Here is a 12,682-nt window from a genome sequence, read left to right on the forward strand (position 1 = left end):
GTTGTGAACGTGTGGATAACCCGGCGCTATTCAAGGGATGACGCGGGGATTTCCTGTGGGTTTCCTGGGGGCGGTCAGCCCGCGGCGCTGACCGTGACCAGCGCGGGGCGCAGCACGCGCTCGGCGATGGTGTAGCCCTTCTGCAGCACGCCCACGATGGTGTTGGGTTCCTGGCCGGGCGTCGGCACGACCGAGATGGCCTGGTGCTGGTGCGGATCGAACTTGCTGCCTGCGGCGGGCGCGATCTCGATCACCTTGTGGCGCTCGAGCGCGCTCTTGAGCTGGCGCAGCGTGGCTTCGGCGCCTTCGCGGATCTGCTCGGGCGTCACGTCCTGGATCGCCAGGCCGGCCTCGAGGCTGTCGGTGACCGGCAGCAGGCTCTCGGCGAAGGCCTCGACCGCGAACTTGCGGGCCTTGGTGATCTCCTCGTCGGCGCGGCGGCGTGCGTTCTGCACGTCGGCCTGCGCGCGCAGGTACTGGTCGGCCAGCTCCGCATTCTTCGCCTGCAAGGTCGCCAGCTCGGCCTGGGCCGCGACCAGCGCGTCCTGCGCATCGGCCTCGTTGGCGAATTGCGCCGCTTCGAGTTCTTCGGGGCTGGGTTCGCCTTGCAGCGTCTGCGGGTTCATTTCGGAGTTTTGTGGATTCGACATGCTCAAAAACCGTTGAAACGGCCGTGAAAGAAACGATTCCGGGCCAATTGGGGCCGCCGGAAGGGTTTTTCAAGACAAAAAAATGCGGCTTCATCAAGCCGCTGGCAGGAAACACTGAATTCCCCTGACCACCCCAGTCCGTACGGTTCCGCCCGGGCGAGGCGCACGCAGTGCGCGAGCCCGCAGAACCCCAGGACTACCGCGGAACCGGCTTCGCCGGGCCGCCGGTAGTGCCCCCGGAGGGGGGAAGGGCGAAGCGACACGAAGTGCGCAAAGCCCCTCGGGGGGGAGCCATCAGTGCGCGTCGAGCAGCTCGACGTCGAACTTCAGCGTCGCGTTCGGCGGGATCACGCCGCCGGCGCCACGGGCACCGTAGCCCAGGGCTGCGGGAATGATCAGCGTGCGCTGGCCGCCGATCTTCATGCCGGCCACGCCTTCGTCCCAGCCCTTGATGACCTGGCCGGCGCCCAGCGAGAAGGCGAACGGATCGCCACGGTCGCGGCTGGAGTCGAACTTGGCGCCCTGCACGCCGTCGTTGTAGAGCCAGCCGGTGTAGTGCACATGCACGTGCTGGCCGGCCTTGGCTTCGCTGCCGTCGCCGACGACGGTGTCTTCGTATTGCAGGCCGGAGGGAGTGGTGGGCATGGGCGTTCCTTATCGAGGATGAAAACGGGTTGGAAGAATGGCGGGGAGTTTAACGACCGGGCGTGTCCCTGCCCGCAGGACGTGATGCCGTCGCGGCGCGACCACGCTCAAACAGAAGGAAAGGGGGGCCCGGGCGGCGTCGGTGCCGGCGACACTGCCGCGGCCTTCTTCGCCTGCCCGGCCTGCCACTTGCCCGCGAAGGCCTGCAGGTCCGACAGCCGCCGCAGCAGGTCCTGGCCGCTGAGCGTCAGGCTGTAGCCGTCGCCGCCGTGGATCACGAGGCCGGCCTCGCGCAGTTCCTTGATGCGGGTGTTGAGCGTGTTGGGCGTGATGCCGCCCACGCTGTCCTGCAGCAGCCTGAAGGTCTGCGCGTGGCCGTCCCGCAGCGCCCAGAGCACGCGCAAGGCATAGCGGGCTTCCAGCAGCGCGAGCAACTGGTTGACGGCTGCGTTTTCCTTGGAACTCATCGGTGTCGTGGCGGGAGGGGCGGCAAGGCGCGGAGGGGCCGGCGACTATAGCGCAGAAGCGGTTCTGCTACTGCTTTCGTAGCTGAATCGCACCGCGCCGTGCGGGTTCGCAAGGGGTCGGCTCATGGCCGGGGCTGCTGCGCCATGACTTCGCCCAGGCGCACCGGGCCGCCCGGCGCCCAGGCCGGGTTGAAGGCCAGGTCGCGCGAGGGGAACAGCATCACCACTGTCGAACCGAGCAGGAAACGGCCCATTTCCTCGCCCTGGCGCAGCACGATCTGCGGCTGGTCGTCGTAACGCCATTCGCGCACCTCGCCGCCGCGCGGCGGGTTGATCACGCCATGCCAGACGGTCGCCATGCTGCCGACGATGGTCGCGCCCACCAGCACCAGCACGAAGGGGCCGTGCGGGCCGTCGAACACGCACACCGTGCGTTCGTTGCGGGCGAACAGCCCCGGCACGCCGCGCGCGGTGGTCGGGTTGACCGAGAAGAGGTCGCCCGGCACGTAGATCATGCGGCGCAGCCGGCCGTCGCAGGGCATGTGGATGCGGTGGTAGTCGCGCGGGCTCAGGTAGAGCGTGGCGAAGCTGCCGTGCGCGAACTGCGCGGCCAGCGCCGCGTCGCCGCCGACGAGTGCGGTGGCGGTGCAGTGGTGGCCCTTGGCCTGGAACAGCTGGCCGTCGGCGACCGGGCCGAACTGGCTGATCGCGCCGTCCACCGGCGACACCAGGTCGGCCTGCGCGATCGGCCGCGCGCCCGGCTTGAGCGCGCGCGTGAAGAAGTCGTTGAAGCTCGCGTAGCTCGCGATGTCGCTGTCGAGCGCCTCCGCCATGTTCACGTCGTACTTCGCCACGAAGCGCCGGATGATCCAGGTGGTGACGGCGCCGCGCTCCTTGCCGGCGACCCAGCCGGCGAAGGAAGTCAGGGCCTGCTTGGGCAGGACGTATTGGGGGAGGACGGAGAGGCGATCGGACACGTGGGGTGGGCAGAAGCGGAAGCGGCAGGACCGGGCATTCTAGGAAGCTTGCGGCCCGGCGCGCCTATCGATTGCCCGGGGCTGGTGTGGCGACCGGTCGTTCTCAGGGCGCGAGCCGTTCGCGCAGCCAGCCGCCGCCGGCCTCGTCGGCGCGGTAGCGCAGCCGGTCGTGCAGCCGGCTCTTGCGGCCCTGCCAGAACTCCCAGCGCTCGGGCACCAGCCGGTAGCCGCCCCAGTGCGGCGGGCGCGGCGGCGACAGCAGGTGGCGGGCGGCGGCCAGGGCCGCGTTCTTCACCAGCACGTCGCGGCCGCTGATGACCTCGCTCTGCGGGCTGGCCCAGGCGCCCAGGCGCGAATCGAGCGGGCGGCTGGCGAAATAGGCGTCGCTCTCGGCGTCGTCGACCTTTTCCACCCGGCCCTCGATGCGCACCACGCGCTCGAGCTCGACCCAGTGGAACTGCAGCGCGGCATAGGGGTTGCCGCCCAGCTCCTGGCCCTTGCGGCTCTGGTAGTTGGTGAACCAGACGATGCCGCGCGCGTCGTAGCCCTTGATCAGCACGATGCGCGTGGAGGGCCGCAGGTCGCTGCCGACCGTGGCCAGTGTCATGGCGTTGGGCTCGGGCACCTGGGCCTCGATGGCTTCGCCGAGCCAGCGTTCGAATTGCTGCAGCGGGTCGGCCGCGCTGCGGACTTCGTCGAGTTCGGCGCGCTCGTAGCTCTTGCGCAGCGCGGCGAGGGAATCGTTGGGAGAGGTCATGACGCGATTGTCGACGCGCGGGATACTTCGCGCATGAACCCCATCGCCTTGCCCACCGTGATCGTGCTGGCCTCCGGCCGCGGCGACCGCTTCCGTGCCTCGGGCGGCACGGTGCACAAGCTGGCGGCGCTGCTCGGCGGACGGCCGCTGCTGGAGCACAGCCTGGCCGCGGTGCGCGCGAGCGGGCTGCCCTGGCATCTGGAAGACGCCGGCCATCCGGGCATGGGCGATTCGATCGCCGCGGCGGTGCGCGCGACGGCCGATGCCAGCGGCTGGCTGATCCTGCCGGCCGACCTGCCGCTGGTGCGGCCCGACACGCTGCGGCGCGTGGCCGAGGCGCTGGTGCAGGGCGCGGCGGCGGTGCAGCCCAGCCATGCGGGCCGGCGCGGCCACCCCGTGGCCTTCGGCACCGGCGCGCGCGAGGCGCTGCTGCAACGCACGGGCGAAATGGGCGCAGCGCCCGTGCTCCAGGCGCTGCGTGCGCGCGGCGAGGTGCGCGAACTGGCGCTCGACGACATCGGCATCGTGACCGATATCGACACCCTGGCCGACCTGGCGGCGGCCGAGGCGCTCTGGCGGGAGCTCAGCCCTTCGAGATGACCGCGCAGGCGATGCGCGGGCCGGAGTTGCCGGCCGGCTGGGTCGTGTAGTCGTCGCGGTCGCGGTGCACCACCAGCGCGCGGCCCAGCACGTTGTTGGCGGCGCCGTCGGTCAGCGAGATCGAATGGTCGTCGACACGGAAGCGCGCCACGCCGCTGGCGTCGGCCATCAGGCTGGGCAGCTCGCCCGCATGGCTGCCGGGGGCGGCGAACTTGCCATGGATGCCGCCGGCCGGGTTGAAGTGCCCGCCGGAGGCGTTGCCGTTGTCGCCGCAGTCGCCCTTTTCATGGATGTGGAAGCCATGCTCGCTGTTCGGCGCCAGGCCGCGCACTTCGCCGGCCACGCGCACGCCGTGGTCGAGCGGGGTGAAGGTCACCTTGCCGATGGTCGGGTTGGGCGAAATCGCCGCGGTGGGCGCGAGCTCGGCGACGGCGCCGGGGCTGCCCATGCTGGCGCAGCCGGCCAGTGCGGCGAGGGCCAGGGCGGCGAGGGCCGCGGAAGGAAGACGGAAGCTCATGGTTTCTCCTGGGAAGTGTCTGGGGCGCCATCGGGCGCGGATGTCATGGTGTATAGCGGACTCGGGCCATCCTGACCATCGGCCCGTGCCGACAGTTCGGCCTCGGCCAGTCGCAACAAGCGGGCCAGCGCCCGGTCATGGATGGCGTGTCGTTGCAATTCCTGCAGCGTCTGGCGCGCGTAGTCGAGCGAGGTGCCGTAGCGCCCCGTGGCGCTGCGGAAGATCTGACGGTAGCGTTCCTCGCTGAGTTCGCCGGTGAAGTTGGGGCTGCGGCGCGACAGCGTGAAGGCCAGCGCGCGCACCGGTCCGCCGGGCGTGATGCAGTCGAGCCAGCGCGGGTCGTAGACGCCGGTGGGCATCTCGCGCAGCCAGAGTTGGCCCAGCGTCTCGAGCCCGACCGCGGCCGGCACCCGGAACACCATGCCGCGGCAGCTGCCGCCCGACAGCAGCCCGAACACCAGGCCCGGGTTCTGCAGCGAGCCGCGGTTGACCCGGCTCCACATCTTGAGCGTCCGGTGCCAGCCGTGCACCCGCGCCGGCCGGCGTTCGCTGAAGTCGAAGTCGGGGCGCCAGATCAGCGAGCCGTAGCCGAACAGCCAGAGGTCCTGCTGGCCGCCCCATTCGGCGATGGTGCGCTCGAGCATCGGCCGCGGATCGCGCACCGGTTTCAGCGCCGGGTCGAGGCCCGGCAGGCCGGTGTCGCCGGCGGGCGGGGGCGGTGGCGGCGGGGCACCTACAATTTCAGGGTCATGGATCACGAACCCATTATTTACCGGCCTCTTTCCTTCGGAGAACATCGCATGTCATCCAGCAGCGACGACGACAGCCAGCAGCGCTTCGCCCTCGGTTTCCTTTTTGCCTTGATTGCGCTGGTGGTCTTCACCGTCGTGGGGGTGTCGGTCTTCAACTACGGCATGGGCGGCGCGACGCCGCCGACGGCGCAGGACAGCGGCCTGCCCGTGACCCAGGTCGAGCCGGCCGAGGCCCCGGCCCCGGTGCCGGCCCCGGGCAGCACCGTGACCACCGAGACCGTGACCGTCGTCATCCCCGAAGGCGCGAGCATCCAGGTGGTCGGCGGCGTGGTGAACTTCTACTTCGCCACCGGCAGCGCCGACCTGGCCCCGGGCGCGGCCGAAGCGCTGGCCGTGGTGATCAAGGGCGTCGAGGGCGGCCGCAAGGCGGTGATCTCGGGCTTCCACGACACCACCGGCGACGCGAAGATCAACGAAGAGCTGGCCAAGCTACGCGCCCAGACCGTGCGCGACGTGCTGGTGGGCCTGGGCGTCCCCGCCGACAAGGTCGACCTGCAGAAACCCGTGGTCGGCACCGGCTCGGGCAACAACGCCGAGGCGCGCCGCGTCGAGGTCAAGCTGCTGGACTGATCCCCCGCCGCCTCCCTGAAGAAGCCCGGCACGACCGGGCTTTTTTCATGGGCGCTCGTCCCCAGGTTCAGGTGCTGCCGCGCACCACGAGTTCATAAGCCAGTTCGACGCAGCCGGGCTGCGGCAGCGTGCCGCGCATCAGGCCCAGCAGCATCTCGGCGCCGGCCCGGCCGACCTCGCTGCGCGGCGTGCGCATGGTGGTCAGCGGCGGCACCATCTGGTCGCTGCCCGCCAGGTCGTTGAAGCCGGCGATGGCGATGCGCCCGGGCACCGGCACCTGCAGGCGGTTGGCGGCCAGCAGCCCGCCCTGCGCGATGTCGTCGTTGCAGAAGAAGATGGCATCGATGTCGGGCATGCGCTGCAGCATCTCCTCGAACAGGCGCGCGCCCAGCGCGATCGACGAGCGCTCCGGGCTCAGCATCTCGAGCCGCGCGTCGTAGAGGCCGGCGTCGCGCAGGCAGCGGCGGTAGCCCTCGGCACGCTGCATCACGCGCGGATCGAGCTGGGCGCCGCAGAAGGCGATGCGCCGGTGCCCGCGCTCCAGCAGGTGGCGCGTGACGGCCGCGCCCGCGTCCACCTGCGAGAAGCCCACGCAGGCCACGCCGGGCGCGCTGCTGGTTTCCATCAGGTGCACGCAGGGCACGCCGCTGTGGGCGATCAGCTGGCGCGCCGTCTCGCTGCGGTCGAAGCCGGTCACCAGCAGGCCCGCGGGGCGATGGGGCAGGTAGGTGCGCAGCAGCAGTTCTTCCTCGGCGCTGTCGTAGTGGGTGACGCCGATCAGCGGCTGGTAGCCCGCGGGAAAGAGCGTGCGGTGCACGGCTTCCAGCAGGTCCACGAACAGCGTGTTCGACAGCATTGGTACCAGCACCAGCACCTGGCTGCTGCGCTGCGAGGCCAGCGCGCGGGCGGCGGGGTCGGGCACGTAGCCCAGGCGCTCGGCCGCCTCGCGCACGCGCAGGGCCAGCGCCGGGTCGACGCTGCGCTCGCCGCGCAGCGCGCGCGAGACGGTGATCGGGCTGACGGCCGCGGCGCGTGCCACATCGTCGAGGGTGATGCGGCCACTGGAGCGGCGAGGGCGGCGGGTCGCGTCGGTCAAGGGTTAATCCGGAGAAAAGTGGCGCCCATTGTTCTATAGGATAGCGCTATCCTTCAGAGGGTTAACAAGTAGTCGCACCTGTCGAAAAGCTGCGCATGGACTTTTTTCCTCTGAAGCTGAGCTTGAAGAAGGCAAGGATTGCCATGGCCTGGACCGCTGTCCGGGCCTTTTTTTGATTTCCATGGATAGCGCTATCTCACAATTTCAACCACAGGCCATCGTGGTCATGGGCGTGTCCGGCTGCGGCAAGTCGAGCGTCGGCGAGGCCTGCGCGCAGGCGCTGGGCTGGACGCTGCACGAGGGCGACGCGTACCACGCGCCCGAGAGCGTGGCCAAGATGCGCGCCGGCACGCCGCTGACCGACGCCGACCGCGCGGGCTGGCTCGAGCGCCTGGCCGGGCTGCTGGCCTCGCCGCCCGAGGGCGCGGGCCGGGTGCTGACCTGTTCGGCGCTGCGCCGCCGCTACCGCGACCGGCTGCGCCAGGCCGCGCCCCGCCTGGGCTTCGTGTTTCTCGCGCTGGACTACGACGCGGCCCTGGCGCGCGTGCAGACGCGCGCCGGCCATTTCTTCTCGCCGGCGCTGGTCTCGAACCAGTTCGCCACGCTCGAGTCGCCCGAAGGCGAGCCCGGGGTGCTGGTGCTGGACGCCACCCGACCCGTGCCCGAACTGGTCGCGGCCGTCGTGGCCTGGGCCGCCCCTTCTTCTTCTTCTTCTTCTTCTTCAACCCCAGGGCCCGACAGCGCGCCCGGAGACATCGCATGAGCCATTCCCCCTCCGCGCCGCCCGCGCGTCCCAAGCCGGTGCTCCAGCGCCTGGCCGAACTCTTCATGGTCGTGGCGCTGGCCGGCATGGTCGTCGCGGTCTTCGTGAACGTCATGCTGCGCTACGTGTTCGCCACCAGCATCGTGTCGTACGAGGAAATCTCGCGCCTGCTGTTCGTCTGGCTGGTGGCGGTCGGCACCATCGTGGCGGCCTTCGAGGGCAAGCACCTGGGCTTCGACATGGTGACCTCGCGCCTCAAGGGCGGCTCGCGCAAGGCGCTGTTCTGGCTGAGCCAGCTGCTGGTGGCCGCCTGCATGGTGCTGCTGCTCAAGGGCGCGTGGACGCAGGTGATCGCCGGCATGGAGAGCTACAGCACCGTGCTGGGCTATCCGCTGGCACTCGGTGCCGCGGCCACGCTGGTGCTGGCGGCCGGCCTGCTGGTGGCGCTGGTGTTCGACCTGGTGCGCGGCGAGCCGCCGGCGCCGTCGGGCGCCGCGGGCGAGATCGAGTGAGGACGGCCCGATGATCGTCACCGCTATCTTCCTGTTCGTGCTCATCGGCGGCATGGTGATCGGCATGCCGATCGCCCACTCGCTGGTGCTGACCGGTGTCGCCCTCATGTGGCACCTGGACTTCTTCGATGCGCAGCTGCTCGCGCAGAACCTGCAGGCCGGCTTCGACAACTTCCCGTTGCTGGCCGTGCCCTTCTTCATCCTGGCTGGCGAACTGATGAACGCGGGCGGCCTGTCGCGCCGCATCATCGACCTGGCGCGCGCCTTCGTCGGCCACATCCCCGGCGGCCTGGGCTTCGTCGCCATCGGCGCCGCGGTGCTGCTGGCCTCGATGAGCGGCTCGGCCATCGCCGACACTGCCGCGCTCGCGACCATCCTGCTGCCGATGATGCGCGAGCAGAAGTACCCGGCCAGCTACAGCGCGGGCCTGCTGGCCTCGGGCGGCATCATCGCGCCGATCATCCCGCCGTCGATGCCCTTCGTGATCTACGGCGTGACCACCAACACCTCGATCAGCAAGCTGTTCCTGGCCGGCGTGTTCCCGGGCCTGATGATGGGCCTGTTCCTGATCGCCGCCTGGTGGTGGATCGCGCGCAAGCACAAGCTGCCGGCGATGACGCGCGTGGCCTGGGGCGCGCGCATGAAGGCGCTGCTGCACAGCTTCTGGGCCATGATGATGCCGGTCATCATCCTGGGCGGCCTCAAGGGCGGCATCTTCACGCCCACCGAGGCCGCGGTGGTGGCGGCGGTCTATGCGCTGATCGTCTCGATGTTCGTCTACCGCGAGCTGAGCTGGGCCGACCTCTACCAAGTCTTCCTCAACGCCGGCAAGACCACCTCGGTGGTGATGTTCCTGTGCGGCGCCGCGACCGTGACCGCCTACATGATCACGCTGGCCGACCTGCCCAACATGCTGGCCGACAGCTTCTCGGGCGTGATGGGCAACCCCGTCGTGTTCATGGCGCTGATGATGCTGTTCCTGCTGGTGGTCGGCACCGCGATGGACCTGACGCCCACCATCCTGATCTTCGGCCCGGTGTGCGCGCCGCTGGCCGTGAAGGCCGGCATCGACCCGGTGTACTTCGGCTTCATGTTCATCTACGTGGGCTGCATCGGCCTGATCACGCCGCCCGTGGGCACGGTGCAGAACGTGGTGGCCGGCGTCGGCCGGCTGCGCATGGAAACCGTGATCAAGGGCACCACGCCCTTCCTGCTGATGTACGTGCTGCTGGCCGTGCTCTTCGTGCTGTTCCCCTCGCTCATCACCGCGCCGCTGGCCTGGATGCACTGACGGCGGCCCGCGCGCCATTCCTTTTCCTTTTCCCTTTCGATACTCAGGAGACTTCCCAATGCGCATCCGTTTCGCTCTCGTAGGCCTCGTGGCCGCACTCGCCGCCGCCGGCGCGGTCCAGGCCCAGGACTTCAAGCCGCGCATCGTGCGCTTCGGCTACGGCCTGGTGGACAACTCCAACCAGGGCCGCGCGGTGCGCCTGTTCGCCCAGGAGGTCGAGAAGGCCACCGGCGGCAAGATGAAGGTGCGCGGCATCGGCAACGCCTCGCTGGGCTCCGACACCCAGATGCAGCAGGCGCTGATCGGTGGCGCGCAGGAGATGATGGTCGGCTCGACCGCCACGCTCGTGGGCATCGTGCCCGAGATGGCCGTCTGGGACACGCCCTTCCTGTTCGGCAACGTGAAGGAAGCCGACGCCGTGCTCGACGGCCCGGTGGGCGAGAAGGTCAAGGCCAAGCTCGAGCCCAAGGGCATGGTCGGCCTGGTCTATTGGGAGAACGGCTTCCGCAACCTGACCAACAGCAAGCGCCCGGTCCAGAAGCTGGAAGACATGGGTGACATCAAGCTGCGCGTGATGCAGAACAACGTGTTCCTCGACAGCTTCAAGGCGCTGGGTGCCAACGCCGTGCCGCTGCCCTTCTCGGAGCTCTTCACGGCCCTCGAGACGCGCGCGGTCGACGGCCAGGAGAACCCGTTCAACACCGTGGTGTCGAGCAAGTTCTACGAAGTGCAGAAGTACCTGACCGTCACCAACCACGTCTACAGCCCCTGGATCGTCACGGTCAGCAAGAAGTGGTGGGATACGCTGAGCCCGGCCGAGAAGAAGGTGCTGCAGGACGCCGCGCTGAAGAGCCGCGACTTCGAGCGCAAGGACACCCGCGAGGAGGCCACCCAGGCGCTGGCCGAGCTCAAGTCCAAGGGCATGCAGGTCAACGAACTGCCCGCCGCCGAGGCCAACCGCATGCGCGAGAAGCTCGTCAGCGTGAACGGCGGCATCGCCAAGTCGGTGGGCCAGGAGACCTGGGACGCGGTCAACGCGGCCGTCGCGCAGGTGCGCGGCAAGTAAGCGCCATCCCCTTGGGCGAAGGAGGTCTCGCACCCCCTTCGCCTGCATCGCGCCACCTGCGGGGTTTACCATGAGGCCCCAGCCAGCCGGCGCATCCACAGCCCCAGCATGCCACTCCACGACACCGTCCAAGCCGTCACCCGACGCATCCGCGAACGCAGCGCGCCCACCCGCGCCGCCTACCTCGAACAGATCGAAGCCTACGGCGAGCGCGACCGCGGCTCCGACCGCATGGGTTGCGCCAACGTGGCCCATGCGGTGGCCGGCATGCCGGCCAACGACAAGCTGCGCATCGTGGCCGAGCGCCGGCCCAACATCGGCATCGTCACCGCCTACAACGACATGCTCTCGGCCCACGCGCCGTTCCAGGGCTACCCCGACATCATCAAGCACGAGGCCCGCCGCCTCGGCGCCACCGCGCAGGTCGCGGGCGGCGTGCCGGCCATGTGCGACGGCGTGACCCAGGGCACGCCCGGCATGGAGCTGAGCCTGTTCAGCCGCGACGTGATCGCGATGGGCACCGCGGTCGCGCTCACGCACGACATGTTCGACGCCGCGCTGATGCTCGGCGTGTGCGACAAGATCGTGCCCGGCCTGCTGATCGGCGCGCTGCACTTCGGCCACCTGCCCACGGTGTTCGTGCCGGCCGGCCCGATGCCCTCGGGCCTGTCGAACAACGACAAGGCCAAGGTGCGCGAGAAGGCGGCCCAGGGCCTGGTCGGCCGCCAGGGCCTGATGGACGCCGAGATGGCGGCCTACCACGCGCCCGGCACCTGCACCTTCTACGGCACCGCCAACAGCAACCAGATGCTGCTCGAGGCCATGGGCCTGCACGTGCCCGGCACGGCCTTCATCCAGCCCGGCGACGCGATGCGCGAGGCGCTCACGCGCGAGGCGGTGCGCACGGTGCTGGGCAAGGCGTCGACCAACGCCTTCGCCTGCCCGCCGATCGGCCGGCTGGTCGACGAGCGCGCCATCGTCAACGCGATGGCGGCGCTGCTGGCCACCGGCGGCTCGACCAACCACCTAATCCACTGGGTGGCGGTGGCGCGCGCGGCCGGCATCGTGATCGACTGGAACGATTTCTCCGAACTCTCCGACGTGGTGCCGCTGCTCACCCGGGTCTATCCCAACGGCAGCGCCGACGTCAACGCCTTCCAGGAAGCGGGCGGCCCGGGCTACGTGATCGGCGAGCTCGTCGGCGCGGGCCTGATGCATGCCGACGTGCTGACCGTGCGCGCGGGCGGCATCGCCGAATTCGCCAACATCCCGCGCATGGCGGGCGAGCTCTCGGCCGAAGGCGTGCTGCACTGGCACGCGGCCGCCCCGTCGAAGAACGAGGCGGTGGCGCGGCCGGTGTCGGCGCCCTTCAGCCCCACCGGCGGGCTCAAGCTGCTCAAGGGCAACCTCGGGCGCAGCGTCATCAAGGTGTCCTCGGTGCCCGACGACCGCCATGTGATCGAGGCGCCGGCGCGGGTGTTCGATTCGCAGGCCGCGCTGCAGAAGGCCTTCACCGCCGGCGAGCTCGACCGCGACGTGGTCTGCGTGGTGCGCTGGCAGGGCCCGCAGGCCAACGGCATGCCCGAACTGCACAAGCTCACGCCGCCGCTGTCGGTGCTGCAGGGCAAGGGCTTCCGCGTGGCCCTGGTCACCGACGGCCGCATGAGCGGCGCCTCGGGCAAGGTGCCCGCGGCCATCCACGTCTCGCCCGAAGCCGCGGCCGGCGGCCCGCTGGCCAAGGTGCGCGACGGCGACGTGATCCGTCTCGACGGCGTGGAAGGCACGCTGGCCGTGTTGGTGCCGGAGGACGAATGGGCGGCGCGCGAGAATGTGCCGATGCCCGAAGCGCAGCGCCTGGCCGATGGCCGCGGCCTGGGCCGAGAATTGTTTGCCGGCATGCGCCGCAACGCATTGACAGCCGAAGAGGGCGCCTGCTCGTGGCTTTGAGCGGCACCCCGA

The 12,682-nt window shown here is 70.0% G+C and carries 15 protein-coding genes; 7 read left to right on the forward strand and 8 right to left on the reverse strand.

Features of this window, described 5'->3' with window-relative positions:
- Positions 1–74: 74 nt before the first annotated feature.
- The 5 genes from grpE to pdxH form a co-directional block, all read right to left on the reverse strand.
- The gene (gene grpE / locus A9977_RS01770) at positions 75–650 is read right to left on the reverse strand and encodes a nucleotide exchange factor GrpE (RefSeq protein WP_183023142.1); all 576 of its coding nucleotides are present in this window, start codon (positions 648–650) and stop codon (positions 75–77) included.
- A 294-nt stretch (positions 651–944) separates the two neighbouring features.
- Positions 945–1,295, reverse strand: coding sequence for an FKBP-type peptidyl-prolyl cis-trans isomerase (locus A9977_RS01775; RefSeq protein ID WP_183023143.1), 351 nt, complete (start codon positions 1,293–1,295; stop codon positions 945–947).
- Between the two features lie 107 nt (positions 1,296–1,402).
- Positions 1,403–1,762 (reverse strand): helix-turn-helix domain-containing protein, encoded by a 360-nt coding sequence (locus tag A9977_RS01780; protein WP_183023144.1) that lies wholly within the window; start codon positions 1,760–1,762, stop codon positions 1,403–1,405.
- A gap of 122 nt (positions 1,763–1,884) precedes the next feature.
- Positions 1,885–2,739, reverse strand: coding sequence for an archaetidylserine decarboxylase (asd, locus tag A9977_RS01785; protein WP_183023145.1), 855 nt, complete (start codon positions 2,737–2,739; stop codon positions 1,885–1,887).
- Positions 2,740–2,842: 103 nt separating this feature from the next.
- Positions 2,843–3,496: a pyridoxamine 5'-phosphate oxidase gene (gene pdxH / locus A9977_RS01790; RefSeq protein ID WP_183023146.1), complete on the reverse strand. Its 654-nt coding sequence runs from the start codon at positions 3,494–3,496 to the stop codon at positions 2,843–2,845.
- 33 nt (positions 3,497–3,529) lie between these two features.
- On the opposite strand from pdxH, the gene A9977_RS01795 reads away from it, so the two are divergent.
- A complete protein-coding gene (locus A9977_RS01795) occupies positions 3,530–4,096 on the forward strand; it encodes an NTP transferase domain-containing protein (protein ID WP_183023147.1) in 567 nt (188 codons plus the stop codon).
- On the opposite strand, the gene A9977_RS01800 is transcribed toward A9977_RS01795, so the two are convergent.
- Positions 4,080–4,613, reverse strand: coding sequence for a superoxide dismutase family protein (locus A9977_RS01800; protein WP_183023148.1), 534 nt, complete (start codon positions 4,611–4,613; stop codon positions 4,080–4,082). The two genes, A9977_RS01795 and A9977_RS01800, sit on opposite strands and share 17 nt — an antisense overlap.
- Entirely contained in the window at positions 4,610–5,257 is a 648-nt protein-coding gene (locus tag A9977_RS01805) for a gamma-glutamylcyclotransferase (RefSeq protein ID WP_259651777.1), read from the reverse strand. The genes A9977_RS01800 and A9977_RS01805 overlap by 4 nt, the downstream gene beginning before the upstream one ends.
- A 156-nt stretch (positions 5,258–5,413) precedes the next feature.
- Between A9977_RS01805 and A9977_RS01810 the strand changes: the two genes are divergently transcribed.
- Positions 5,414–5,995, forward strand: a complete 582-nt coding sequence (locus A9977_RS01810; RefSeq protein WP_183023150.1) for an OmpA family protein — start codon at positions 5,414–5,416, stop codon at positions 5,993–5,995.
- Between the two features lie 67 nt (positions 5,996–6,062).
- Here A9977_RS01810 and A9977_RS01815 read toward each other — a convergent pair whose 3' ends face one another.
- Positions 6,063–7,091 (reverse strand): LacI family DNA-binding transcriptional regulator, encoded by a 1,029-nt coding sequence (locus A9977_RS01815; RefSeq protein ID WP_183023151.1) that lies wholly within the window; start codon positions 7,089–7,091, stop codon positions 6,063–6,065.
- A gap of 181 nt (positions 7,092–7,272) precedes the next feature.
- Here A9977_RS01815 and A9977_RS01820 point away from each other — a divergent pair, with 181 nt between their 5' ends.
- The 5 genes from A9977_RS01820 (at position 7,273) to edd (ending at position 12,670) form a co-directional block, all read left to right on the forward strand.
- Entirely contained in the window at positions 7,273–7,854 is a 582-nt protein-coding gene (locus tag A9977_RS01820) for a gluconokinase (RefSeq protein WP_259651758.1), read from the forward strand.
- On the forward strand, positions 7,851–8,366 hold the full coding sequence (locus A9977_RS01825) for a TRAP transporter small permease (protein ID WP_183023152.1): 516 nt from the start codon (positions 7,851–7,853) through the stop codon (positions 8,364–8,366). Before A9977_RS01820 ends, A9977_RS01825 begins: the two co-directional genes overlap by 4 nt.
- Before the next feature lie 10 nt (positions 8,367–8,376).
- Positions 8,377–9,657, forward strand: coding sequence for a TRAP transporter large permease (locus tag A9977_RS01830; protein ID WP_183023153.1), 1,281 nt, complete (start codon positions 8,377–8,379; stop codon positions 9,655–9,657).
- A gap of 58 nt (positions 9,658–9,715) precedes the next feature.
- A complete protein-coding gene (locus A9977_RS01835; RefSeq protein ID WP_183023154.1) occupies positions 9,716–10,723 on the forward strand; it encodes a TRAP transporter substrate-binding protein in 1,008 nt (335 codons plus the stop codon).
- Between the two features lie 108 nt (positions 10,724–10,831).
- A complete protein-coding gene (edd, locus tag A9977_RS01840) occupies positions 10,832–12,670 on the forward strand; it encodes a phosphogluconate dehydratase (RefSeq protein ID WP_183023155.1) in 1,839 nt (612 codons plus the stop codon).
- Positions 12,671–12,682: the final 12 nt, after the last annotated feature.

The sequence above is a fragment of the Variovorax sp. UMC13 genome (assembly GCF_014170375.1).
Taxonomy (GTDB): domain Bacteria; phylum Pseudomonadota; class Gammaproteobacteria; order Burkholderiales; family Burkholderiaceae_C; genus Variovorax.